The following is a 24499-nucleotide window of genomic DNA, read 5'->3' as shown; positions in this document are numbered from 1 at the left end:
GGCCGGGCCCGGTCGGCAACGCAGGCCCCTGCCGGTCAGGGTGTGATCCGGTCGTCGGGCAGAAGTTCGGCGATCTCGCGCCGGAAAGGCAGGGCATCGCCGCGATCCGGCTGGTCGAGGGATTCGGCCCAGGCCCGGCCGGCATAGGTCGCCCAGGCGATCGGACCCGGAGCCGCCGCATCGCCGATGACTTTCAGGCTGCGGATGCCTGCGCCTTGCCAGTCCAGCGCCCGGGTCGCGTGGAAAAGCCCGTCCTCCGGACTGCGCGAGGTCACCAGCACCACGGCTTCGACCGGCAGCGCAGTCTGGCGGCCGGTCCAGGTGCAGCCGAGGATCACCTCGTCCTTGCCGATCGCCTCCGGTGCCTTGCTCAGATGCATCTCGACGCCGATCTCCAGCAGGCGGCGCATGATGCTGCCCTGTTCCAGCGTGTTGTCCGTCCACTCGGCAACCTTCACTGCCGGGGTGACAAAGTGCACGCGATTCCCCTTGGCCACCAGAAGCTCGGCGAGGACGGAGCCCATGTAGAAGTGATCGTCGTCATAGACCGCGACGCTCAGGCCCTCGGGACAGCGGCCCGCCATCAGGTCGTCTGGGGTGAAGATCGGCATGGCCGGATCGGTCGGGATCGGGTGCAGGTGGAAGCGCGCCACCGCGTCCCGCCGCCAGGTGGCGCCGGTGGCGATGGCGACGTGATCCGCACCCATGGCCACGATGTCCTCGGGCGTGAGGGGGCTGTCGCGGTAGATCTCGACGTTCGGCATCACGGCCATCTGGCCAGTGCGGTAGTCAGCGACGCGACCCCAGGCGGAGAGGCCCGGAAGCATTCGTTCCTTCGCCACACGGCCGCCGAGCCTGGTGCCGGCCTCGGCCAGAGTAACCCGGTAGCCCCGCCTGCCGGCCTGCAGGGCGGCCTCGAGTCCGGCCGGCCCCGCCCCGACGACCAGAACGCTTTCGGATGCACCCTTGGGTCGGGCGCGGTCGGGGTGCCAGCCCTTGCGCCATTCCTCCATGAAGGCGGTGTTCTGCGTGCAGCGGCTGATGCCGCCCGTCATGTCGCCCGAGACGCAGATGTTGCAGCCGATGCATTCCCGGATGTCCTCGTAGCGGCCCTCCTCGACCTTGAGGGGCAGGAACGGATCGGCGATCGAGGGTCTGGCCGCGCCGATGAAATCCAGGATCCCCGCCCGGATCTGTCGCACCATCGCATCGGGCGAGGTGAAGCGCCCCACCCCGACGATGGGCTTGGGCGTCAGGACCTTGATCCCCTTGACCAGTTCCTCCTGCGCGCCTTCGGCCTTGAAGCGAGAGGTGCCCGAGCAGGCCTCCCAGGTGCCCTGGGCCAGGTCCCAGAGGTCGGGCAGCTCGGCGTGCATGGCGATGAAGTCGCGGAGTTCGGCATTCGAGAAGCCGTAGGCCCCGGCCTCGTGCAGCGACATGCGCAAGGTGACGGCCAACTCGCCCCTGGTGACCTCACGCAGGTCCTCGACGATTTCGCGCAGGAAGCGGCCACGGTTCTCCAGACTGCCGCCGTATTCGTCCGTCCTGTGGTTGGTCGCCCGCGACAGGAAATGTTGCAGGATCCCGAAGCTATGCGCACCGTAGAGGCAGATCAGGTCGAAGCCCGCCTGCTGGCTGCGACGGAAGGCGTTGCGGAACCAGCGGCGGAGGTCGCGGATATCCTCGCGGTCCATGGTGCGGGCCTGCACCGGATCGGCGGTGAAGGTCAGGATCGGCCCCCCGGTCACCGCCAGCGGCACCTCGCGCGAATAGAGGTTCGGGCCGTTGATCCCGGAATAGGCCAGCTGGATGCCGGCCAGCGCGCCATGGGATTTCATCGCCTCGGCCATACGGGCGAGCGCCGGGATGTCGCGGTCGTCCCAGAGGTGCTGTTCGATGAAGGGCGTGATCTCGGAGGTCGGGTGGATTTCCGTCTGTTCGGTGAAGATCACGCCCCAGCCGCCCTCGGCCTTGGTGCGGCGCATTTCCACGACAGCCGAGGGGTCGCGATAGCCGCCGCCGTTGCAATGCGGGACCTGGTAGAACCGGTTCTTCGCCACCTTAGGGCCGATCTGCATCGGCGTGAACAGGATGTCGTGGGCGGGCAGGCGGGTCATGGGAGAATCCTGAGGTCGGCCGACTGGGTGGACAGCCGGGCCGGATCGCGCGGCGGAATGTCGGCGATCAGCAGCGCGGGATGCCCGCCGGCTTGGGCCAGCACCTCTCCATGCGGACCGGCGATGAGGCTGCCACCGACATAGGTCAGATCGCCCTCCTGGCCGCAGTAGTTGGCATAGACGATGGAGACTCCGTGGTTCGCGGCCATTGCGGGCACGGTGTGGTGCCCGACATGGGTGTAGGGCTGCATGTTGGCCGTTGGTGCCAGGATTACGGTCACGCCCCGGTCGGCCAGCGCCTTCACATGGGGGGCGAACTCCACATCGTAGCAGATCAGGATCGCGGCGGTTGCTTCCCCGAGGCGGAAGGTGACATAGACGTCACCCGGCACGAACAGCGCGCGCTCGCGCGGGCCGTAAAGCTGGATCTTCCGGTAGTTGACGAGAAGCGACCCCTCAGGCCCGAAGCAGGCGGCGGAGTTGAAGGTCCGGCCTCCGTCACGCTCGGCATAGCCCACCACCAGCGCCGTTGCCCGGTTCCTCGCGGCGGCGGCAAGGCGCTGCATGGGATGATCGTCGAGGGTCAGGGCCCGGGTCGGAATGTCGGGCTGATTGTACCCGGGCAGCCAGAGCTCCGGCAGGACAAGGGCGGCCGCGCCCAGGGCTGCGGCCGAGGCGAGGGCGGCTTCGGCCTGTACGCAGGCGAGATCCGGGTCGCCCGAGGGAGAGGGGGCTTGCAGCAGGGCGAGGCGCATGGGGGTAATCCGGTGGGCCGCTCATCGCTGTCCTGCGGACGCTCTTCGCCGGTGTCGCGCGAAGAGGCCCGCAGGGGCCGAGGAGCGGCGGGGTGTCACTTCTTCAGGTTCGTCCAGATCGCGTCGTAGAGGCGCTGGGTCGCCTCGTCGCAGGCCTCGATGAAGAAGCCCTTCTGGCCCTCGGGCGGGTTGTTCTCCGGGCTGCCCGAGATCTCGGGCGCAAGGAACGGCTCCACCCCCTTCACCCCGGCGCTGTAGGCGGCGTAATTGGTGACGGCGGCCGCATTCTCGGGATCGAGGAGGAAGTTCATGAACTTCAGCGCGTTTTCCCGGTTCGGGGCATCCTTCAGCAGGACCACGTTGTCCATCCAGACGACGTAACCCTCTTTGGGAAAGGCGTATTCCACATTCGCGCCCTCGGCCCGGGCCTTGGCAGAAAAGCCGTTGTAGATCATCCCCGCCGCCGCATCGCCCGAGACGAGCACATCCTTGGCGATGTCCGAGCCGAAGCTGGCCCAGTGCGGCTTGGCGGCCAGGAGCATGTCGTTCAGCGCCTTCAGCTGGTCGCGGTCCTGGGTGCATTGCGGGATGCCAAGATAGATCGAGCCCAGCGTCAGCACCTCGCCCTGGCTGTCCAGCACGTTGATCCTGCCGCGCAGCTCTTCCGGCGGGTCGAAGATGATCGACAGGCTGGAGATGTCACCCTTGTAGACATCCCGGTTCACCGAAAAGGCCGTGGATCCCCACTGGTAGGGGATCGAATGCTTGCGGCCCGGATCGAAGGGCACGTCCAGCCACTGCGGCTCGATGTTGCCGAAGTTCGGCAGTTCCTCGGGAGTGAAGCTGTCAAGGATCCCCTCGTTGGCCATGATCTTGACCATGTAGTCGCCCGGCACCGCCACGTCATACTGGCCCAGCTTCCCGGCCTTCAGCGCGGCAAGCATTGCCTCGTTCGAATCGTAGGTGTCGATCGTGACCTTGATCCCGGTCTCGGCCTCGAACTTCTGCACGAGGTCGTCGGGGATGTATTCGAACCAGTGATAGACCTTCAGCTCGCCTTCGGCGAGGGCGGGCGTGGCGAGGAAGGCGGTCAATGCGAGCAGGCGTTTCATCGGTCTCTCCTGTTGAGTTCAGGGCGTCTGGCGGCCCTTGCGGTTGATCAGATAGGCGGCGGTGACAAAAAGCACGCTGACCAGCAGCATCAGCGTGGACAGGGCCATGATGTTCGGCTTGATCCCCTGTTTCACCGACCCGAAGATCGCGGTGGGCAGCGTCTCCATCCCGGCGCCCTTGACGAAATTGGTGATGATGAAGTCGTCGAGGCTGATGATGAAGGCCAGCAGCCAGCCCGAGACTATGCCGGGCATCATCAGCGGCAGAAGGATCAGGCGGAAGGCCTGCGCGCGGGTGGCATAGAGGTCGCGGGCGGCCTGTTCGTAGGTGGCCTCGATCCCCTCCAGCCGTGCGGCGATGGGCAGATAGGCGAAGGGGATGCAGAAGGTGATGTGGGCCAGAAGGATCGTCAGGTAGCCCATGGTCAGCCCGATGGCTGAAAAGAAGATCAGCGTGGCCACGGCGATCACGATTTCCGGCACCATCAGCGGCAGGTTGATCAGCGCGAAACTCGCCTGACGCCCGCGGAAAGCCCCGCCCCGGACCATGGCCAGCGCGGCCGCGGTCGCGATCACCGTTGCGACCGTCGAGGCGATCAGCGCGATCGTGATCGAGTTCCAGGCCGCCTGTCCGAAGCGCGCGGCCTCGCGTCCGGTGAACACCTCGCCATACCAGCGCAGGGAAAAGCCGCCCCAGCTGGTGATCGAGGTCGAGGCGTTGAAGCTGTAGATCGCCACCACGATCAGCGGTGCGTAGAGCACGGCCAGACAGAGGATCGTCAAGGCAAGGAAACCGGGATAATGCCGCACGCCCTTCATCGCGGGGCCCTCCCCTGCGCGCGGGCGTAGATCAGGAGCACGAAAAGGACGAGCGTCATCAGGATCATTGCCGCCGCGGCGCCGAAGGGCCAGTTGCCCTGGCTGCCCCGGAACTGCTCGTCGATCAGGCTGCCGATCATGAAGGTCTTGGCCCCGCCCAACAGGTCTGGCGCAAGGAAAGCGCCGAGCGAGGGGATGAAGACCAGGATGCAGCCGGCGACGATGCCGGGCTTGACCACCGGCAGCACGATCTCGCGCAGGGTGGCCCAGCGGCTGGCGTAGAGATCGGCGGCGGCCTCGGACAGCGCGAAGTTGTAGCGTTCGACCGCGGCATAGATCGGCAGGACCATGAAGGGCAGATAGCTGTAGAACAGTCCGATCTGCACCGCGAGGTTGGTATTGATGATCGGCAAAGGCGCGTCGATCAGGCCCAGCGATTGCAGCGCGCCGTTCATCGGCCCGGTGTCGCGCAACAGGAACCGCAGCGAAACGGTGCGGATCAGCAGGTTCACCCAGTAGGGTATGGTGATCAGGAACAGCCAGATCCCGCGGGTCCGCGCCGGCCGCGTTGCGATGAACCAGGCGGTCGGGAAGCCGATGACCAGGCACATGAGCGTCGCCAGCCCCGCCTGCCAGATGGAACGCCAGAAGATCGTGATGTAGGTCCATTCGATCCGCGGCGGCTCGTCGCCGAACAGGCCGCGGTCGAAGAAGAACTGGTCATAGGCGGCCAGCGTGAACTCCCAGATCACGCCACCGCGGAACTCTCGCGTCAGGAAGGAATAGACCGCCATGAGGGCGACCGGCAGCACCATCAGGATGCCGATCACCAGCCAGCTGGGCAACAGGAGCGGGCGCACGAGCTCGCGGTATGTCGCGTCGCCAGCGGGTGTGGTGCGACCGGGCCCGGCCATCAGTCGGCCAGAAGGCGGGCGCCGCCTTCCTCCAGATGCAGGCCGATGCGTTGGCCGGGTTCAGGAAGGCTTGTGCGGGCGGCATTCTGGAGCCGCAACGTGATCGGCTGGCCGCCATCGAGATGGGCGATCACCTGAAGGTCCGTCCCCAGATAGACCACCCGTTCCACGTTCGCCATCAGCTCGGCCCTGTCCGAAATCGTCAGGCGTTCGGGGCGGATCGACAGGTGATGCCGTCCCCCGGTCATGCTGGAGGACGGACAGGTGATCCGCGCACCGCCGGGCAGGATGACTGTCGCCCGGCCATCCGACACGGAGGCGACCTCGACCTCCAGCAGGTTGGTCTCGCCGATGAAGTCGGCGACGAAACGGTTCACCGGCGCCTCGTAGATTTCGCGCGCCGTGCCGATCTGCTGCACCCGGCCCGCGCTCATCACCGCGATCCGGTCCGACATGGTGAGCGCCTCTTCCTGGTCGTGCGTGACGAAGATGAAGGTGATCCCGGTCTCTTCCTGCAACTGCTTCAACTCGACCCGCATCGCCTGGCGCAGCTTGAGGTCCAGTGCCGACAGCGGCTCGTCCAGCAGCAGGACCTTCGGCTCCGGGGCCAGTGCCCGGGCCAGCGCCACGCGCTGCTGCTGGCCGCCGGAAAGCTGGGCCGGAAGCCGCTCGGCGAAGGCGGAAAGATGCACCATTTCCAGCATCCGGCCCGCCCGTGCCCGGCGGGCGGCAGGGTCCACCCCCTTCATCTTCAGCCCGAAGGCCACGTTATCCAGCACCGACATGTGCGGAAACAGGGCGTAATTCTGGAAGACGGTGTTCACCGGACGCTGGTTCGGCTCCAGCCGGGCGATGTCGTGGCCGAAGAGACGGATTTCGCCTTCCGAAATATCCTCGAAGCCCGCTATCAGGCGCAGAAGCGTGGTCTTACCGCAACCAGACGGTCCGAGAAGCGTGAAGAATTCGTTGTCCGCGATGCTCAGCGTCACCCCGTGCAGCGCGGTGACGGTTCCGTAGCGCTTGACCACACCTCGCAGATCCACCGCATCCGTCATTGACGCATCCATACCCCCACAGCTATCTGAAAAGCATAGCCGGCCCGGTTTCCGGTGGTATATACCCCCAGAGAGGTATGATGCGGGCGCAACCCAATTGTGCCGAGGAGGCTCTTGCCGAGGCCGTGCGGCGCCTGGGCCGTCCGGGGTTCGAAAGCGCACTCTGGGCCTGGTTCCACCGGGCAGTTGCACCCGACAACCTGATCGTCCTGGCCTATCGCGACGGGGTCGCTCCGCAGGTCATGTTTCGTCACTCGGCCCCCGGAAGCCCAGTCTTCGGGCAACTTGACAGCACCTACCTGGGCGGCGCCTATCTGCTTGATCCCTATCATGCGCTGCACCTCGCGCGGGTGCCGCCAGGGCTTTACCGGCTTTCGGATGTCGCCCCCGATGCCTTTCAGCGCAGCCGCTATTTCAATGACTACTACCGCCAGACTACGCTGGTCGATGAACTGACTTTCGTCGCCTATCCGGCGCACGGTGTCACGTTGAACCTGTGTCTCGGCCGGGACGGTCAGTCGCGCCGCCCGTTCGAGGCCCGCGCCTTCGAAACCTGCCAGAGAATCTCGCCTGTCGTCGTGGCACTTGCCGAGGAACACTGGTCCGGACTTGCCGCCGCTGGTTCACCCCCGGAAGCGGTGACCCGGCAGATCCGGGATCGCCTGGCAGAGGCAGACATCCGGCTGACCCCCCGGCAGGTCGAGGTCGCGCTCCTGATCCTGCAAGGCCACTCTACCGCCTCGATCGCCCTGCAGCTCCAGATAAGCCCGCAGACCGTCAAGGTGTTCCGTCGCCAACTTTATGCTCGCTGCGGGCTTTCGAGCCAGGCCGAGCTTTTCGGCCTCCTGATGCCACTTTTGGGGGAACGGAAGGAACCTCAAGCGGCTGAAGCCAGATTTCGCGAGTGACTGCGCGCACGATCATCGATGCTGCGAGACCCGCCCAAGGCGTCGAGGATCGTGTTCAGCACGGGTTCCCGCCAGGCCCAGGTCAGGTTCATGCCGACAATACGGAAGTGGCCCGCCCAGGTGGATCCGATGGCCGGGGCACCCGCTTAAAGGGCCGGCTCAACCTTTCGGGTTTCGCAGTGCGGTCACATCAGTTGCTGCGACTTCGATCCCGCCGCGGAGGACGAGGGTCGTTCCTGCGCTGCCTCCCTTGGCTTCCGTCACCAGGGCGTAGTGCTCGATCGGGCGGGCGTCGATCCGGGTCTCTCCCCTCATGCTTTCGAGAGTGATCGAGTAGATGCCGGTCGGCAGGGGTGCGCCGTCCATGCCGGCACCAAGCCACTGATAGGGCTCGGTGCTTACCGGGATCTCCTCGCGCGATACCAGGTTTCCGGCCTCGTCCCGCACCACGAGCACGGCGCGGTCGGACCCGACTGCCGGATTCGGCGACAACGTGACCGGAGAGCCCTCGTAAAGGACCGGTGCGTCCGACCGCGCCTCCTTGCCCACCCAGCTGGCCATTTCGGCCATGCCCAGCTGCTGGAACCGGCCTTGCAGGTCGGCCAGCAGCTGATTGGTGCGCACCTGCTGCTCGACCCCGGAAAAGGTCGCCAGCTGAACTGCGTAGTCAGCCGAGTCGATCGGCTTCAGCGGGTCCTGATTCTGCATCTGCACCGTGAGCATCCGCAAGAACGTATTGAAATCCGAAGTGATCTTCGATGCCGCTGCGGGTGCCTGCGTTGCGGTCGTCGCGGAACTGACGGATGAGATGTCCATGGTAGCCTTACAATCTGAGATCTAGGGTTTCCCCGGTGACATTGCGGAAAGGAAGCTGCCCGCGCTCCATGTCGCGGGACTCCGGCGCGGCGAGGCTGGGCCGATCATCGCGTCCTGCTTCGCGCCGGTTTCCCTGGCCTTGTTGCCCGAAGTCGATGCTGGACCCCGCGTAGCCCGCGCTTCGGATCGCCTCGGCGAGCTCGGCCGCATGGCGTCGGAAAAGCTCCAGCGTCTCGGGGCGTTCGACGTTGATCAGGATCAGCAATCGGTCTGGATCCCTCGCGTCGGGCTCGATCCGCAGCCGGACGCGGCCAAGTTCGATCGGGGCAAGCGATAGTTCCGCAGCGCCACCGGCAGTCCGGCGAAGGACGGCAGCGACCTGGGTGGCCACCTGCGGAACCGGAAGGAAAACGGGCGATGACGCCGCGGCCTGACTTGCTGGCCCCGAGGACGGTGCCGACACGCCGGATACAGCTATCGCATCCGTTGTGGCCGCTGTTAGGGAACCCGGGTCGGGCCAAGCTTCGACCACGAGCCGCGAAACGAGGTCGGCCTGCGAAACCGCGGCGGTTTGCGTTGCAGGGCCAGCGATTTCGGTCGGATCCGGCGGCCATGTACTGTCTACTTGCGCGGGCGCAATGGACGCAACGGTCTGATCCTTGTCTGCCGCATGAGCCGTAGAAGTTGCGACCGGCAACGGGATGGCCTCGCCGTCCGTAGACGGCTGCTGTGCGCCAGCGGCCTGCGCCTTGGTTGCGTCATGGAAAACCCGTTCCCAGAAACTGCCCGTAACCGAAGGGGATGAGGCGGGTTCATCGGGCTCGGACCTCGCGTCGAAGGACGGCCCGGTTCCCGTTTCCGCCGGGAAACGCGGCAAGGCCACGTCCGGTTCGGACCGACTGCCTCCCGGAGCGGCCGACTGTCCTGCGGCTTGTTTCCCCCAGGGATCAGGCGGCTGGTTCGAAGCGCCAGCAACCGGGTGATGCTCTTCCGCTTCGACCACCGCGAGCCCTGATGTCGGCAGCCTGGCCGCGGCAATCTCTTCGGACCGGCCGGTGTTCATCTGGCGGATCTGGTTGATCGCTCCGGTCTCAGAGCGCTGCAGGGCAACCGGGTCGGTGGCTTGTCCATCCCTTCGTGGCCTGTCGTCAGCGACCATGGGGAGAGACCTTTCTCCATCGGCGGCCTTGTCGCCGGCCGGGGCGATCTCGGCCAGTGCGAGCGTTGACGGCAAACCGTCTGCCCTGTCGAGTGATGCAAACAGCGGAGCCGCAGTCTCGGATGACAGAAGCGCGTGCCCGCGTCCTTCGAGAATCGGGATGGCAGCGTAGAGGTCACCAGGGGGGATCAGACTCTCGCGGATCGGCACTGCACCGGCTGTGGCCCGCAGCAGAACTGGGCTGTTTGCCGCTTCCCCCTCTGGCGCGCCGCTGGCGGCCTCTGTTCCGTGACCCGAAGGCGTTGCCTCCGGATCCGCGCTTCCCCAATCGGGCCCTGTCCGGGCTTCGATGGCCAACAGGGTGCCCGCAAGCGCCGTCGGCGCGGACGGCAGGTCGGCGTCTGACGCAACCCGAGGAGCATCCGTGTGTGGGCGCGTCCAATCCCGCAAGGCCGTGGAAAGCAGGCCGTCATTCCAGAAGAACACCCCGGGGGCGGGCAGGGAATTGTCGGTTTCCGGATCGGTCGGGCCCGGGTGGACAAGAGTTTCGCAAAAGCTGTCCGCAAATGCCTGGCCATCGTGCCGGGTTTGGATGAACCCGGCTTCCGTAAAGGAAACTGCGATCGGCCCGATGATGAGTGCGTTCTGCATGGATTCACGACGTTTGCCGCTGTGCCACCGTTATCCGGTGCAGAAGTTACCCATTCTTTACCCGCTTGCCGGATGCTGGCGAAAATTCGAGCTTTCAGGAGCATGCGATGGACATTCCCCCGATCAGCGGCACGGCGCCTGCGCGCGAAGTCCTTCTCATGACAAAGGCAAAGGAGCTGGAGGCGACATTCCTGTCCGAGATGCTGGGGCATTCGGGCCTCGGCGAACTCGACGGCGCTTTCGGAGGCGGGCAGGGTGAGGCGCAGTTCGCCTCGTTCCTGCGCCAGGAGCAGGCGAGACTGATCGTGCAGGGTGGCGGCCTCGGGCTGGCGGAACTCATCTTCAAGGCGATGACGGAGGCAGAGAATGGAACGGCTTGACAGCCTTCTTGATGCCGTTGCAGCGGCCTTGACCGCAGGCGATTTCGTGACGCTGTCCGAACTTGCGCCGCAGGTCGAGGCCATCAGCCTTGCGGCGGAAGACGCGCGACTGGCAGAGCCGATACTGGCCAAGGCCCGGCGGAATGCCCGGCTGATCGAGGCGGCCGGACGGGGCGTCAGGGCGGCAAGGCTCCGATTGTCCGAAATCACGCAGGGCAGGGAACTGACCACCTACAATGCGCGCGGCCAGAAAGCGCAGATCACCGTGCGAGGTGCCGAGCGGACATACCGCGTCTGAGCAGCTCGCGGCCAACCCTGGCGAGAATGACTTGCGCGGGCGGATGGCCACCGGGTGATCCGCCGGGTTTCAGGCGGGCAGAAGCTCGACAGCCACGCCCTGACCGACCCCGACGCAAAGCGTTGCCAGTGCAGACCTGCCGTTCGATTCCGCCAGACGCCTCGCCGCCGTTGCCACAATGCGCGCGCCGGACATCCCCAGCGGATGCCCCATGCTGATCCCGCCACCATATGCGTTCAGCCGCGGGTCGGAGTCGTCCAGCCCCCAGGCGCGGGTGCAGGCCAGCACCTGGGCGGCAAAGGCCTCGTTGAGTTCGATTGCGTCCTGCTCTGCGGGCGGTCTGGCGCCCGCTGCCACCAGCCGTTCGACCGCCGCAACCGGGCCGACACCCATGATCCTTGGGGCTACGCCGGCGGCGGCAGCGCGACCGATGCGGGCCAGGGGCGTGAGGCCCGTCCTCTGCAACCCCGTAGCCGATGCCAGAAGCACGGCGGCGGCGCCATCATTGACACCGGCGGCATTGCCCGCCGTTACCGTCCCGCCGTCCCGGAACGGGGTTGGCAGTGCCGCGAGGCGGTCCGCAGAGGTGACGCGCGGATGCTCGTCCGCGCTGACGACCGTGTCGCCCGACCGGGTGCGGAGGGTCACCGGCAGGATGTCGGACCGATGCCAGGCCGCGTCATAGCGCAGTTGCGAGCGCAGCGCATAGCCGTCCTGGTCGGCGCGGCTGACCGCAAAGTCCTGCGCCACGTTCTCGGCGGTTTCGGGCATGGACTCGATGCCATATAGCCTTGCGATACGCTGGTTCACGAAACGCCAGCCGATCGTGGTGTCGTGAATCTCCGCCTGCCGGGAAAAGGCGGCTTCGGCCTTCGGCATCACGAAAGGAGCGCGGCTCATGCTTTCGACGCCGCCGGCAATGACGATGTCCGCCCCGTCGCGGATCGCGCGCGCGCCGGCGATCACCGCATCCATGCCCGAGGCACAGAGCCGGTTGACGGTCAGTGCGGGCACGGTTTCCGGCAGGCGGGAAAGGAGCACGGCCATGCGCGCGACATTCCGGTTGTCCTCGCCCGCCTGGTTGGCGCAACCGAAGATCACCTCGTCCACCGGCAGGTCGGGGCAGAGGTCGAGAAGGCCGTCGATCACCAGGGCCGCCATGTCGTCCGGGCGCAGGCTGGCGAGGGCGCCACCATAGCGGCCGATCGGCGTGCGGCGCATGGTGCAGAGGAAGACGTCTCGGGTCATGCGGCATCAAGCTCCGGTGCGGGCAGATAGCGCCCGCGCAGATGCGCAGGGGCCAGGCGCTCGAGGCGTTCCAGTTCCGCGAGGATCGTTGCGGTGCCATGCGCGCGCAGGCATTCGAAGGGTCCGCGCGGCAGGTTCAGCCCAAGCTTCATCGCGGTGTCGATCCCCTCGCGCTGAACGCCACCCTCGGCCAGAAGCCAGCCCGCCTCGTTCGCCAGCGTTGCTTCGATCCGCAGGACGATGGCGGTGGCATCGGACGGCGGGGAGGCCGGCGGATCGGGAAAGACGAAGCCCCTGCCCGTCTTGCGCCCGAGATTGCCGCTGGCGACCTGCGCACGCAACGCCGCAAAGACGTGATAGCGCGGATGCCCGCCCATGGCCCGGTTGAGCCCCTCGGTCGCGGCAAGGTTGATGTCGGCGCCGACCAGGTCGATCAGCGAGAACGGACCCATCCGGTATCCCGCCGTCAGCATCGCCGCATCCACCTCGGTAGCAGTGCGACCCTCCTCCAGCAGGGCCAGCGCCTCGCCGTAGAACGGACGCGCGCAGCGGTTCACGATGAAGCCGGGGCAATCTGGACTGTCGATCAGGGTCTTGCCCGCAGGATGCATCAGGGCCCGGACCTTCTGCAGCGCCGGGTCGGACGTGCCGGAATGCGGGACGAGTTCGACCAGTCTCATCGCAGGGGCCGGGTTGAAGAAATGCAGGCCGAGCAGCCGCTCGGGCCGGACCAGACCCTTCGCAAGCGCGGCAATCGAAAGCGACGAGGTGTTGCTGGCCAGAACGGCATCCGGCGCCATCACCCGTTCAAGTGCCGCGAAGATCGCCTGCTTGGCTGTCAGATCCTCGACCACCGCTTCGATGGCCAACTCGGCCTCCCCCATCTGCCCGGGGTTTTCGACCAGTTGGACCCGTGCAAGCGTCTCGGCGCGCTCCGCCTCGGTCAGCTTGCCGGCCGCGACTCGCGAGGCCAGGGCGGCCGCAATCCGGTCCAGGGCGCTGTCGCGGGCAGGTGCGTGACTGTCGGTCGCCAGCACCCGGTATCCGGCCGCCGCGAAGACCTGCACGATGCCGATCCCCATCGTTCCAAGGCCGACGACACCGACGGTTGCGGGTTCCATGCGTCTCACCTGCCCTGGAAGTCGGGTTTGCGACGCGCGCGGAAGGCATGGATGCCTTCCTGCTTGTCGGCCGAGGACAGAAGCGCCTCGAAACCCGCGCGCTCCTCGGCGAAGGCAAGGTGTGCCTCCGCCCCCGCAACGAGCGCCGCCTTGGCCGCCCGCAAGGCCAGCGGCGCACGTTCGGCCAGCCGTGCTGTCAGGGCCGCGCCTTCGGCCACGGCATCGGCCGTTCGGTGCGAGGCGATGCCCCAGGCATGGGCCGTGTCGGCGTCGATGATCTCTCCGGTCAGCACCATCCGCGCCGCCCGAGCCGGGCCGATCCGGGACAGAAGCCGCTGGCCGCCGCCGGCACCTGGGATCAACCCGAGGCTGGTTTCGGGCAGGCCCAGCCGGGCCGTATCCCCGACCACCATCAGATCCGCCATCAGGGCAAGTTCCAGCCCGCCGCCCAGCGCAAAGCCCTCGATGGCGGCGACAAGTGGCTTCGGGAAGGTGCGAATCGCCGCCCAATGCGCCTTGCGCGGATCGGTCGCGGCATCGGCTGTGGTGCGGGTCTCGATCTCGGCGATGTCGGCCCCGGCCGCGAAATTGCCCTCGGCGCCCTGGATCAGGACCGCCCGGCAATCCGGCACGTCGGCAAGCCGCCGAAGGGCTGCCGCCAGATCGCCCAGCAGGGCGGTGTTCAGCGCATTCCGGGCGGCCGGCCGGTTCAGCACCAGCCGCACCCATGCGCCTTCGTCGATCTCCAGCAGGTGGTCCATGGGCGCAGAATGGAACAAGTCCGGAGATTTTCAAGCATAAAAGTTTTAAGCTTGAAATTGCTGGCCGACCTGCCAAACTTGCGGGCAAACAGGAGCACCGGGTGATGAAGATACTTTGCCTCGGCGGCGGGCCGGCCGGTCTGTATTTCGCGATCTCGATGAAGCTGCGCGATCCGTCCCATGACGTGACCGTGCTGGAACGGAACCGCGCGAATGACACCTTCGGCTGGGGAGTGGTCCTGTCCGAGGACGCCCTGAGCCGGATGCAGAAGAACGACCCTGTCTCGACCGAGGCGATACGGTCGAACTTCGCCTATTGGGACGATATCGCCGTGGTCCACGACGGCGTGCGCACCGTTTCGGGCGGCCATGGCTTTGCCGGGATCGGCCGCAAGGCGATGCTGATCCTGTTGCAGGCCCGCGCGCGCGAGCTGGGCGTGAAGCTTGAATTCGAGACCACCTTCAAGTCGGCCGAGGAGTATCGGCGGGACTATGACATCGTGGTCGGCTGCGACGGGATCAACAGCCTGGTGCGGCAGGAATACAGCGACACCTTCCGCCCCGATATCGACGTGCGCCGCTGCAAGTTCGTCTGGCTGGGCACGCACCAGAAGTTCGACGATGCCTTCACCTTCATTTTCGAAAGGACCGAACATGGTTGGGTCTGGGCCCATGTCTACCAGTTCGACGACAACACCGCGACCTTCATCGTCGAGACCCTGCCCGAGACCTGGGACCGCTTCGGCTTTGCCGGGATGACCAAGGAGGAGACGGTCGAGACTTGCCGCAGGATTTTCGAACGTCACCTCGGCGGGCATGACCTGATGTCGAACGCCGCCCACCTGCGCGGCTCGGCGGTCTGGATCCAGTTCCCGCGGGTGATCTGCGAGAAGTGGTACCACGAGAACGTCGTCCTGATGGGCGACGCGGCGGCGACCGGGCATTTTTCGATCGGTTCGGGCACGCGGCTGGCCTTCGACAGCGCCATCGCGCTGGCCGATTACCTGCACTCCGAGCCCAGCATGGAAGACGCCTTCCGCCGCTATCAGGAGGAACGCCGGCTCGAAGTGCTGCGCCTGCAATCGGCGGCGCGCAACAGCCTGGAATGGTTCGAGCAGGTCGAGCGTTATCTCGACATGCCGCCGATCCAGTTCGCCTATTCGCTGCTGACCCGCTCGCAGCGGATCAGCCACGAGATCCGCGCATGACGGGTGGCATGCTCGATCCGCGCTGCCGGCGCGTCCTGATCACCGGCGGCGGAACCGGGGTCGGGGCCGACCTCGCGCGCGGTTTCGCGGCGGCCGGAGCCGAGGTGGTGATCTGCGGCCGCCGCGAGGCACCGCTGCGCGCCGTGGCCGAGGCGACCGGGGCGCGCGTGCTTCTGGCCGATGTGACGGACGAGATCCAGGTGGAACGGCTGTTTGCCGAGGCGGGGCGCTGCGACGTGGTGATCGCCAATGCCGGGGCGGCGAGCAGCGCACCTTTCGGCAGGACCACGCTTCAGGACTGGAACGCGATGCTGGCGGTCAACCTGACCGGCGTCTTCCTGACCTTCCGCGAGGGTCTTGCCCAGATTGCCGACTGGGGGCGGCTGATTGCCGTCGCCTCGACCGCCGGGTTGAAGGGCTATCCCTATGTCGCGCCTTACGCTGCCGCCAAGCATGGCGTGGTGGGACTGGTGCGGTCGCTCGCGCTGGAAGTGGCGCGCAAGCCCGTCACGGTCAACGCGCTCTGCCCCGGGTTTCTCGACACCGAGATGACGGATCGTTCGGTCGATACCATCATGCAGAAGACCGGCATGAGCGCCGAGGCCGCGCGGCAGACGCTCGCCGCCCACAACCCGCAGCGCCGACTGATCCGGCCGGCCGAGGTGACGTCGGCCGCGCTCTGGCTTTGCAGCGCGGGGGCCGAGGGGATCAACGGGCAGGCCATCGCCATCTCGGGAGGAGAGGCATGAGCGAGGGGACCAAGCGCCGCCTGAAGCTGTGGATCCGGCTTCTCTCCGTCACCCGCTCGGCCGAGGCCGAACTGCGCGAGTTCCTGCGCGTGCGGCATGGCTCCACCCTGCCCCGCTTCGACGTGATGGCCACGCTCTATCGCCGGCGCGAGCCCTGCAGCATGAGCGAGTTGAGCCGGATGCTCCTGGTCTCGAACGGCAACGTGACTGCGGTGGTGGACCGGCTGGAGGCGGACGGTCTGGTCGTCCGGCACCCGTCGGAAAGCGACCGGCGCACCGTGCTCGTATCGCTCACGGCCGAAGGTCTGGCGCATTTCGAGACGCTAGCCCGCGAGCATGAGGCCGAAGTGGCCCGGATCTTCTCCACCCTCAGCGACGCCGATGTGGACGCGCTGACCGAAATCCTGAAAAGGGCGACGAAGCGATGAGTCAGCTGACCCGCACCGAGCTTTCCAATCTGAAGCTCGCGCATTTCCTGTGGCAGGTCCGCGACCGGATCGGCACCATCCGGCTGAACCGCCCGGACCGGAAGAACCCGCTGACCTTCGACAGCTATGCCGAACTGCGCGACCTTTTCCGGGCCCTGCCCTATGCAACAGATGTGGCTGTGGTGGTGCTGGCCTCGAACGGCGGCAACTTCTGTTCCGGCGGCGACGTGCATGACATCATCGGCCCGCTGATCGGGATGGAGATGAAGGACCTGCTGGCCTTCACCCGGATGACCGGGGATCTGGTCAAGGCGATGATCGGCTGCGGCAAACCGGTCATCGCGGCGGTGGACGGAGTGGCGGTGGGGGCTGGGGCGATCCTGGCCATGGCCTCGGACCTGCGGCTGGCAACGCCGGATGCGAAATGCGCCTTCCTGTTCACCCGTGTCGGGCTGGCCGGCTGCGACATGGGCGCCTGCGCCATGCTGCCGCGCATCATCGGGCAGGGACGGGCGGCAGAGCTTCTTTATACCGGGCGCACGATGCGGGCCGAAGAAGGCCATGCCTGGGGCTTCTGGAACGCGCTGCACGCCCCCGAGGCGCTGGAGGAGGCCGCGATGTCCCTGGCCCGGCAACTGGCGGCGGGGCCGACCTTTGCCCATGGCATCACCAAGACCCAGCTGAACCAGGAATGGAACATGGGTCTGGACCAGGCGATCGAGGCCGAAGCACAGGCCCAGGCGATCTGCATGCAGACGAAGGACTTCGAACGGGCCTACCGGGCCTTCGTGGCGAAGGAAAAGCCCGTGTTCGGAGGGGATTGAACCGATGGCCGGATCCGTTGACCGCAGCTTTCTCGACTGGCCCTTCTTCGAGCCGCACCACCGCGATCTGGCCGCCCGGTTGGAGGACTGGTGCGCCACCCATCTGCCCGTGGCGCATGACGATGTGGACGCCGCCTGCAAGGCGCTGGTCGCGCAGCTGGGCGCGGGTGGCTGGCTGCGTCACACCGGGGCGGCGGAGGGCGAGCGGCTGGACGTCCGCACGCTCTGCCTGATCCGCGAGACGTTGGCCCACCACGACGCGCTGGCCGACTTCGCCTTTGCCATGCAGGGTCTGGGCATGGGCGCGGTCTCGCTGTTCGGCACGGCAGACCAGCGTGCCTGGCTGGACCGGACCCGCACGGGCACCGCCATTGCCGCCTTCGCGTTGACCGAGCCGGGGTCAGGGTCCGACGTCGCCGCAACCGCGACGATCGCGGAACGGGTCCAGGGCGGCTGGCGTCTGAACGGGTCCAAGACCTACATCTCGAACGGCGGCATCGCCGACATCCATGTGATCTTCGCCCGTACCGGCGAGGCACCCGGCGCACGCGGCCTGTCTGCCTTCCTGATGCCCGCCGACGTACCGGGCCTCTCCGTGGTCGAGCGGATCGAGGTCATGGCGCCGCATCCGCTTGCCACCCTGCACCTTTCCGACGTGGATCTGCCCGACGAGGCCCTGATCGGCCGCCCGGGCGAGGGCTTCAAGTTGGCCATGTCGGTGCTGGATGTCTTCCGCCCCACGGTCGGGGCCGCCGCGCTGGGCCTTGGCCGGCGCGCGCTGCAAGAGGCCCTGTCCCGCGTGACCTCACGACGGATCCAGGGCGAGGCGCTCTCTGCGCTCCAGATGGTGCAGGGGCATCTTGCCGACATGGCGCTGAAACTGGATGCCGCGGCGCTTCTCGTCTATCGCGCCGCCTGGGCCAAGGATCAGGGTGCCGCCCGGATCAGCCGCGAGGCCGCCATGGCCAAACTGTATGCCACCGAGGCCGCGCAGGAGGTCATCGACATGGCCGTGCAGCTGCATGGCGGTGACGGGGTGCGGCACGGCGTCAAGGTCGAGGAACTCTACCGCGAGATCCGCGCCCTGCGCATCTATGAGGGCGCCAGCGACGTGCAGCGCGTCGTGATCGCCCGCAGCCTTCTGGGAGCGTGACGGCATGACCTATCACCGCAGCATCCGCGTCGAGTTCAACCACTGCGATCCCGCCGGGATCGTCTTTTACCCGCGCTATTTCGAGATGATGAACTCGGTCATCGAGAACTTCTTTCGCGACGTGGCGGGCCGGACCTTCGGGCAGATGATGACGAGCCGGACCGGCGTGCCGACCGCCGCCGTCGAGACCGTGTTCCATGCCCCCTCTCGCCTGGACGACCTTCTCGACTGGCGGCTTTCGGTGACCAGGCTGGGGCGCACGTCCGTCGGCATTGCCCTGCAGGCCCATGGCGATGGACAGCACCGGCTGACCTCCAGCCTGACCCTGGTCCACATCAACGAAAGCGGGCGCCCGCAGCCCTGGCCGCAGGATGTGCGCGGCCGCATCGCAGCCTTCATGGAGACAGCATGAGCATCACCCTCCTGCACCCGCCCGGCTGGAAGCCGGCGAAGGGCTACGCCAACGGGGTCACGGCGCGCGGGCGCATGGTCCTGACCGGCGGGCTGATCGGCTGGAACGCGGACTGCCAGTTCGAGACCGACGATTTCCTCGGCCAGGTCGAACAGACCCTGCGCAATGTCGTCGCCGTCCTTGCCGAGGCCGGCGCCGGGCCCGAGCATCTGGTCCGTCTGACCTGGTACATCACCGACAAGACCGAATACCTCGCCGACCCCAAGGCGCTGGGCCGGATCTACCGCGAGATCATCGGTCGCCACTACCCGGCCATGGCCGTGGTCCAGGTCGTCGCCCTGATCGAGGACCGCGCCAAGGTCGAGATCGAGGCCACCGCGATCGTTCCCGACTGAGATCCTCCCTCCCGGCGCGTCCGGGACCGCCCGAAAGGAGCCCCCATGCTTGGACCGACCGGACATCTCGACAGCTTCACCCGCGACCGGCTGCCGCCGGCAGAGGAATGGCCCCGGATTGATCTGACCGGCTTCGACTACCCGGAGTTCCTGAACGTCGCGGTCGAACTGACCGACCGCATGGTCGAGAAGGGCTTCGGCGATCACGTCGCCCTGATCGGCAATGGCCGCAGCCGCACCTACAAGGAACTGACCGACTGGACCAACCGCATCGCCCATGTCCTGATCGAGGACTACGGGGTCAGGCCCGGCAACCGGGTGCTGATCCGCTCGGCAAACAACCCGGCGATGGTGGCCTGTTGGCTGGCGGCGACCAAGGCCGGGGCGGTGGTGGTGAACACCATGCCGATGCTGCGGGCCGGAGAACTGGCAAAGATCGTGGACAAGGCCGAGATCAGCCACGCCCTCTGCGACACCCGGCTGATGGAGGAGCTGGTCCTCTGTGCCAAGGGCAGCCGGTTCCTGAAGACGGTGATCGGCTTCGACGGCACCGCCAACCATGATGCCGAACTCGACCGCCATGCGCTGAAGAAACCCGTGCGGTTCGAGGCGGTCCGCACCGGCCGCGACGACGTGGCGCTTCTGGGCTTCACCTCGGGCACCACGGGCGAGCCGAAGGCCACTATGCACTTCCACCGCGACCTCCTGATCATTGCCGACGGCTACGCCCGCGAGGTGCTCGGCGTCACGCCCGACGACGTGTTCATCGGCAGCCCGCCGCTCGCCTTCACCTTCGGCCTCGGCGGGCTTGCGGTCTTTCCCCTGCGTTTCGGCGCTTCGGCCGCGCTTCTGGAACAGGCCTCGCCGCCGAACATGGTGGCGATGATCGAGGAGCACCGCGCGACGATCTGTTTCACCGCGCCGACCGCCTACCGCGTGATGCTGAAGGCGATGGACGAAGGCGCCGACCTCTCCTCGCTCCGGGCGGCTGTCTCGGCGGGCGAGACGCTGCCCGCGCCAGTCCATGAAGAATGGCGCGCCAAGACCGGCAAGCCGATGCTGGACGGCATCGGCGCAACCGAAATGCTGCACATCTTCATCAATAACCGCTTCGACGATCACCGCCCCGGCTGCACCGGAAAGCCCGTCACGGGATACGAGGCTCGGATCGTGGATGACGCGATGGTCGAGAAGCCCCGGGGAGAGGTCGGTCGGCTTGCCGTCCGTGGCCCCACCGGATGCCGCTATCTCGCCGACTCGCGCCAGCGCGCCTATGTGCGCGACGGCTGGAACCTGACCGGCGACGCCTTCTGGCAGGACGAGGACGGCTATTTCCACTTTGCCGCCCGCACCGACGACATGATCCTGTCGGCCGGCTACAACATTGCCGGTCCCGAGGTCGAGGCGGCGCTGTTGCAACATCCGGCGGTGCTGGAGTGTGCCGTCGTCGGTGCCCCGGACCCGGAGCGAGGGCAGATTGTCGAGGCACATGTCGTGCTCGCACCGGGTCATCAGGGCGATGCCCTGATGGTCAAGCTCTTGCAGGACCATGTGAAACGGGTCATCGCCCCGTTCAAGTATCCGCGAAGCGTGATCTTCACCCAGGCCCTGCCCAAGACGCAGACCGGCAAGATCCAGCGGTTCCAGTTACGGTCCGAGTCGGCTCCCAAGGCCTGACAGCCATCCCCTCGCGCTGGCTGCTTCCCATCCAATACGGATCAAATGCCGGGCATTTGGCCCGGTCCGATTAGCAATTGATTAGGCGGTTTGCCGCTTGATGGTCCTCGCGCCTCATGAGGGGGCGGCGCTTCCGGTGATCCGGCGGCACGGACAGAACGCCCAAACTGCCACGCCTCGTGGCTTTCCCGGCCGTGAAACCTGCGGCCCTGCGTGAAGGACTGAAACATGTCGTCGATCCTGACCAATACCAGTGCGATGGTCGCCCTGCAGACGATGAAGGGCATCAACGCCAACCTGAACAAGACCCAAGCCGACATCTCGACCGGCAAATCGGTTGCCACCGCCAAGGACAATGCCGCGGTGTGGGCAATCTCCAAGGTGATGGAGTCCGATGTGGAGGGGTTCAAGGGCATTTCGGACAGCCTCTCCGTCGGCTCGGCCACGCTGACCGTCGCCCGTAACGCTTCAGAATCGGTCACGAAGCTTCTGACCGAGATGAAGGGCAAGATCGTCGCCGCCCAGGCTGAAAACGTCGATCGCTCCAAGATCCAGGCCGATATCGATGCCCTGACCGACCAGATCGAGTCGGTCGTGGGCGCCGCTCAATTCAATGGTCTGAACCTTGTAGACGGTTCGCAGACCTCGGTGAACGTCCTGGCCTCGCTTGACCGCAGCCAGTCGGGTGTCACCTCGTCGAACATCACGGTCCAGGCGCAGAACCTCTCCACCAATGCCGGCGCGGCGTTGACCGCGGGCGGTGGAACCTTGTCGGCCGCAAACGTGGTGACCGGATCCCCGGTCACGCTGAACGGCTTCACCCTTCAGGGCGGGGCCGGGGCGCTTGCAGCCGATGCTCCGACCGCAACACCCGGCAACCTCACCGGCATCATCGCCGGGGACAAGATCACGCTGAATATCGGCTCCGTCTCTGGCAGCTACATCGTGCAGCAAGGTGACACTGCCGACTCGCTCGTATCCGGGCTCAAGAACGCGATGACCCAGAACGGCCTGTCCGACAGCGACTTCACCCTGACCCTTGGCACCGGGGCGTTGACGGTTGCCAACAACACCAACCAATCCGTGGCGATCAGCGTCGGGACCACCCGGGGAACCGGCGGCCTTGCCGGCCTGAACACGATCGACGTCGTGAACCAGCCGGCCAACGCGCTCAATGCAATCGAGGGCATGTTGCAGACCTCGATCGACGCGGCTGCCGCCTTCGGCTCGTCGCAGAAGCGCATCGACATCCAGAACGAGTTCGTCAGCAACCTCACCGACTCTCTCAAGACCGGCATCGGCGTCATGGTCGACACCGACATGGAGGAAGCCTCGGCCAGGCTGCAGGCGCTGCAAGTGCAGCAGCAGCTGGCGACCCAGGCCCTCTCGATCGCCAACCAGCAGCCGCAGGGTCTCCTGTCTCTGTTCCGCTAAGCGCAACGGGCCGCGGGGACTGATCCCCGCGGCCTTCCTTCACCCCCGGCTTTCGAACAGATGGACACCCCATGACTTTCCATTCAGCGATCAGCTACGCCCGACCCGAAGCGCCGACCCGGTCGCTTCGCTCGGTAGAGTACGATCTTCTTGCACAGGTCACTCATCGGCTGCGCAGCGCCTGGGCTGCCCGAACCACCGATTTTCCCGCCCTGGTGCGGGCCGTGACCGACAACATCCAACTCTGGGCGACCTTCGCTTCCGACGTCGCTCTGCCCGGAAACACGCTGCCGGCGGCCCTCCGCGCGCGGCTGTTCTACCTGTATGAATTCACCGCACATCACAGCCGGACCGTGCTGGAAGACAAGGCCAGCGTCGAGGTTCTGGTGGACATCAACATGGCCGTCATGCGTGGCTTGCGCGGCGAAGGCGGTGGCAGATGAGCGGTCTTGTCCTCAAACTCGGGCCGCATGAGCGTTTTCTGATCAACGGCGCCGTGATCGAGAACGGCGAGAAGCGGTCGCGCCTCGCCATCATGACGCCAAACGCCAATATCCTGCGCTTGCGAGACGCAATTCATCCGGAGGAAGTCAACACCCCCGTCCGCCGGGTCTGCTACATCGCGCAGCTTGTGCTGACAGGCGACGTTGATGCCGAGGAAGCCAGGCTGCAGCTCTTGCGCGGGATCGAGCAGCTTTCACAGGTCCTGACCGATCATGACAGCCGCACCCAGCTGACCCTCGCCAGCCGTGCCGTGATGGAGGATCATCACTACCAGGCCTTGAAGGCCCTGCGCGCCCTCCTACCGCGGGAGGAGCGGCTCCTCGCCGCTGCACGGGCGTGAGCTTCCAGCCGGTATTGCCGCAATCGGGCTATTCCGGCTGGGTCTTCCTCAAGCGCACGATGGAGCGGCAGCAGGCCGTCCAGAAATCTCTTCCGGTTCAACAGCGGGACGAAGCCTATTTTCGTGACAGGATCGGGAAGGCCGATACCGCCGAAAAGCTGGTCAGCGACAAGCGGCTCCTGCGGATCGCCCTTACGGCGTTCGGCCTTGAGGGCGACGTGAACAGCAAGGCATTCATCCAGAAGGTTCTCGAGGGTGGCACGCTTAAGGAAGGCAGTCTGGCGAACAAGCTTGCCAACAAGCAATACCAGAAATTCGCCGCCGCCTTTGGCTACGGCGACTTCCCGGTTCCTCGAACACGAATCTCGACTTTTCCTGATGAAATCCTCTCGCAATACCACACGAGAAGCTTCGAAAAGGACATCGGCGCACAGAACAACACATATCGCCTGGCTTTGAACGCCGAGCGGGAGATTCCGGATCTGGCCGGGAAGCCCACCAGTGAAAAGGCAAAATGGTACAGTCTACTTGGTAATCCACCCTTGCGAGAGATGATGCAGACCGCCCTTGGCCTGCCGAAAAGCTTCGCCGCGATCGATATCGACCAGCAAGTCTCGACCATCCAGGCCAAGACCGAAGCCGCCTTTGGATCATCAGGCCTGGTGCAGTTCAGGGACCCGGCCAAGCTTGATGCCTTGATCCGGAGGTTCATCCTGAGATCGGAAATGCAGGATCAAGCGGCCGCTCTTTCGCCAGCCGCCGCCGCTCTCTCTCTGCTTCGGCGGTAACGCGTCCGGCTCTGCGACTGTTGCCGGGACGATGGATCGGCCCATAAAACCGAGCGCGAACTGTTGGAATTGAGCCCGGCGCGGCCGCTTCCTGCGAAACAACCTGCCTCGCCGCCAGCCCGTGACGACGATTTGCCTTTGCCACACTGACGGCATTGCCTAACCTGTGCGCCAGTCTGTGTCCCTGAGGGAAACTGAAGAGTGCGCCATCCAGCCACCGCCACATCGGACCGCCACGGGATTTCTATGGAAGCGTCCACCTTGCGAACTCTGAACCAGTTCGCGGTCGACCTCATACAGATCCCAAGTACGGAGGACCTGTTCTGGTACGTTGCGCAGAATGTGGTCGGGAAGCTCAACTTCATCGACTGCGTGGTTTACCAGGCGAACGAGGAACAAACGGCCCTCCGGCAGGTGGTGCTCTGACCCCCGAGAGTCATCCAGCTGAAACCAGAGCCGGCGGGTGACAATTG

General features: G+C 66.1%; 26 protein-coding genes and 1 pseudogene. 16 read left to right on the top strand and 11 right to left on the bottom strand.

Annotation, left to right across the window (positions count from 1 at the left end):
- Window positions 1–35 precede the first annotated feature (35 nt).
- The 6 genes from FL625_RS03185 to FL625_RS03160 form a co-directional block, all read right to left on the bottom strand.
- A complete protein-coding gene (locus tag FL625_RS03185; RefSeq protein WP_149587194.1) occupies window positions 36–2117 on the bottom strand; it encodes an oxidoreductase in 2082 nt (693 codons plus the stop codon).
- Window positions 2114–2872 carry a nitrilase-related carbon-nitrogen hydrolase gene (locus FL625_RS03180; protein WP_149587193.1) on the bottom strand — a complete coding sequence of 253 codons (759 nt, stop codon included), beginning with the start codon at window positions 2870–2872 and terminating at the stop codon, window positions 2114–2116. Before FL625_RS03180 ends, FL625_RS03185 begins: the two co-directional genes overlap by 4 nt.
- A gap of 95 nt (window positions 2873–2967) precedes the next feature.
- Window positions 2968–3984 (bottom strand): extracellular solute-binding protein, encoded by a 1017-nt coding sequence (locus tag FL625_RS03175; RefSeq protein WP_149587192.1) that lies wholly within the window; start codon window positions 3982–3984, stop codon window positions 2968–2970.
- Between the two features lie 18 nt (window positions 3985–4002).
- Window positions 4003–4803, bottom strand: coding sequence for an ABC transporter permease (locus FL625_RS03170; RefSeq protein WP_149587191.1), 801 nt, complete (start codon window positions 4801–4803; stop codon window positions 4003–4005).
- On the bottom strand, window positions 4800–5717 hold the full coding sequence (locus tag FL625_RS03165; RefSeq protein WP_149587190.1) for an ABC transporter permease: 918 nt from the start codon (window positions 5715–5717) through the stop codon (window positions 4800–4802). The genes FL625_RS03170 and FL625_RS03165 overlap by 4 nt, the downstream gene beginning before the upstream one ends.
- Entirely contained in the window at window positions 5717–6772 is a 1056-nt protein-coding gene (locus FL625_RS03160) for an ABC transporter ATP-binding protein (RefSeq protein ID WP_235019299.1), read from the bottom strand. Before FL625_RS03160 ends, FL625_RS03165 begins: the two co-directional genes overlap by 1 nt.
- 80 nt (window positions 6773–6852) lie before the next feature.
- On the opposite strand from FL625_RS03160, the gene FL625_RS03155 reads away from it, so the two are divergent.
- Window positions 6853–7680, top strand: a complete 828-nt coding sequence (locus FL625_RS03155; protein WP_160147721.1) for a helix-turn-helix transcriptional regulator — start codon at window positions 6853–6855, stop codon at window positions 7678–7680.
- 159 nt (window positions 7681–7839) lie between these two features.
- On the opposite strand, the gene FL625_RS03150 is transcribed toward FL625_RS03155, so the two are convergent.
- Window positions 7840–8496 carry a flagellar hook capping FlgD N-terminal domain-containing protein gene (locus FL625_RS03150; RefSeq protein WP_149587187.1) on the bottom strand — a complete coding sequence of 219 codons (657 nt, stop codon included), beginning with the start codon at window positions 8494–8496 and terminating at the stop codon, window positions 7840–7842.
- Window positions 8497–8503: 7 nt separating this feature from the next.
- Window positions 8504–10306, bottom strand: coding sequence for a flagellar hook-length control protein FliK (locus FL625_RS03145; protein WP_149587186.1), 1803 nt, complete (start codon window positions 10304–10306; stop codon window positions 8504–8506).
- A 107-nt stretch (window positions 10307–10413) separates the two neighbouring features.
- Here FL625_RS03145 and FL625_RS03140 point away from each other — a divergent pair, with 107 nt between their 5' ends.
- Both FL625_RS03140 and FL625_RS03135 read left to right on the top strand, forming a co-directional pair.
- Window positions 10414–10686 (top strand): rod-binding protein, encoded by a 273-nt coding sequence (locus tag FL625_RS03140; RefSeq protein WP_149587185.1) that lies wholly within the window; start codon window positions 10414–10416, stop codon window positions 10684–10686.
- Window positions 10673–10984: a hypothetical protein gene (locus tag FL625_RS03135; protein WP_149587184.1), complete on the top strand. Its 312-nt coding sequence runs from the start codon at window positions 10673–10675 to the stop codon at window positions 10982–10984. The genes FL625_RS03140 and FL625_RS03135 overlap by 14 nt, the downstream gene beginning before the upstream one ends.
- 69 nt (window positions 10985–11053) lie before the next feature.
- Here the strand turns inward: FL625_RS03135 and FL625_RS03130 are convergent, their stop codons facing one another.
- Genes FL625_RS03130 through FL625_RS03120 form a run of 3 tightly spaced genes read right to left on the bottom strand, consistent with a single transcriptional unit; the run spans window position 11054 to window position 14114 of the window.
- Complete coding sequence (locus FL625_RS03130) at window positions 11054–12232, bottom strand: acetyl-CoA C-acyltransferase (protein ID WP_149587183.1); 1179 nt, start codon at window positions 12230–12232, stop codon at window positions 11054–11056.
- Entirely contained in the window at window positions 12229–13353 is a 1125-nt protein-coding gene (locus FL625_RS03125; RefSeq protein WP_149587182.1) for a 3-hydroxyacyl-CoA dehydrogenase, read from the bottom strand. Before FL625_RS03125 ends, FL625_RS03130 begins: the two co-directional genes overlap by 4 nt.
- Window positions 13354–13358: 5 nt before the next feature.
- Window positions 13359–14114 (bottom strand): enoyl-CoA hydratase-related protein, encoded by a 756-nt coding sequence (locus tag FL625_RS03120; protein ID WP_149587181.1) that lies wholly within the window; start codon window positions 14112–14114, stop codon window positions 13359–13361.
- Between the two features lie 104 nt (window positions 14115–14218).
- Here FL625_RS03120 and FL625_RS03115 point away from each other — a divergent pair.
- The 13 genes and pseudogenes from FL625_RS03115 to FL625_RS03055 form a co-directional block, all read left to right on the top strand.
- Window positions 14219–15310: pseudogene (locus FL625_RS03115) on the top strand (FAD-dependent monooxygenase); the annotation flags it as partial.
- An 8-nt stretch (window positions 15311–15318) separates the two neighbouring features.
- Complete coding sequence (locus FL625_RS03110; protein WP_235019298.1) at window positions 15319–16071, top strand: SDR family NAD(P)-dependent oxidoreductase; 753 nt, start codon at window positions 15319–15321, stop codon at window positions 16069–16071.
- Window positions 16068–16499 carry a MarR family winged helix-turn-helix transcriptional regulator gene (locus tag FL625_RS03105; RefSeq protein ID WP_149587180.1) on the top strand — a complete coding sequence of 144 codons (432 nt, stop codon included), beginning with the start codon at window positions 16068–16070 and terminating at the stop codon, window positions 16497–16499. The genes FL625_RS03110 and FL625_RS03105 overlap by 4 nt, the downstream gene beginning before the upstream one ends.
- A complete protein-coding gene (locus FL625_RS03100) occupies window positions 16496–17323 on the top strand; it encodes an enoyl-CoA hydratase family protein (RefSeq protein WP_149587179.1) in 828 nt (275 codons plus the stop codon). Before FL625_RS03105 ends, FL625_RS03100 begins: the two co-directional genes overlap by 4 nt.
- A gap of 4 nt (window positions 17324–17327) precedes the next feature.
- A complete protein-coding gene (locus tag FL625_RS03095) occupies window positions 17328–18476 on the top strand; it encodes an acyl-CoA dehydrogenase family protein (protein WP_149587178.1) in 1149 nt (382 codons plus the stop codon).
- A 4-nt stretch (window positions 18477–18480) separates the two neighbouring features.
- Window positions 18481–18888: an acyl-CoA thioesterase gene (locus tag FL625_RS03090; protein ID WP_149587177.1), complete on the top strand. Its 408-nt coding sequence runs from the start codon at window positions 18481–18483 to the stop codon at window positions 18886–18888.
- Window positions 18885–19283, top strand: coding sequence for a RidA family protein (locus FL625_RS03085; protein WP_149587176.1), 399 nt, complete (start codon window positions 18885–18887; stop codon window positions 19281–19283). The genes FL625_RS03090 and FL625_RS03085 overlap by 4 nt, the downstream gene beginning before the upstream one ends.
- Before the next feature lie 45 nt (window positions 19284–19328).
- Window positions 19329–20960: an AMP-binding protein gene (locus tag FL625_RS03080; protein WP_149587175.1), complete on the top strand. Its 1632-nt coding sequence runs from the start codon at window positions 19329–19331 to the stop codon at window positions 20958–20960.
- A 228-nt stretch (window positions 20961–21188) separates the two neighbouring features.
- On the top strand, window positions 21189–22394 hold the full coding sequence (locus FL625_RS03075) for a flagellin N-terminal helical domain-containing protein (protein ID WP_149587174.1): 1206 nt from the start codon (window positions 21189–21191) through the stop codon (window positions 22392–22394).
- 71 nt (window positions 22395–22465) lie between these two features.
- Window positions 22466–22837 carry a flagellar biosynthesis regulator FlaF gene (gene flaF, locus FL625_RS03070; protein WP_149587173.1) on the top strand — a complete coding sequence of 124 codons (372 nt, stop codon included), beginning with the start codon at window positions 22466–22468 and terminating at the stop codon, window positions 22835–22837.
- Window positions 22834–23238, top strand: a complete 405-nt coding sequence (flbT, locus tag FL625_RS03065; protein WP_149587172.1) for a flagellar biosynthesis repressor FlbT — start codon at window positions 22834–22836, stop codon at window positions 23236–23238. The genes flaF and flbT overlap by 4 nt, the downstream gene beginning before the upstream one ends.
- Window positions 23235–24026 carry a DUF1217 domain-containing protein gene (locus tag FL625_RS03060; protein ID WP_149587171.1) on the top strand — a complete coding sequence of 264 codons (792 nt, stop codon included), beginning with the start codon at window positions 23235–23237 and terminating at the stop codon, window positions 24024–24026. The genes flbT and FL625_RS03060 overlap by 4 nt, the downstream gene beginning before the upstream one ends.
- Before the next feature lie 201 nt (window positions 24027–24227).
- Complete coding sequence (locus tag FL625_RS03055) at window positions 24228–24452, top strand: hypothetical protein (RefSeq protein WP_160147720.1); 225 nt, start codon at window positions 24228–24230, stop codon at window positions 24450–24452.
- Window positions 24453–24499 lie beyond the last annotated feature (47 nt).

The organism is Tabrizicola flagellatus (assembly GCF_008271465.1).
Taxonomy (GTDB): Bacteria; Pseudomonadota; Alphaproteobacteria; order Rhodobacterales; family Rhodobacteraceae; genus Tabrizicola; species Tabrizicola flagellata.
The sequence above is the reverse complement of the archived record's forward strand: the minus strand, read 5'-3'. Positions and strand labels throughout refer to the sequence as shown.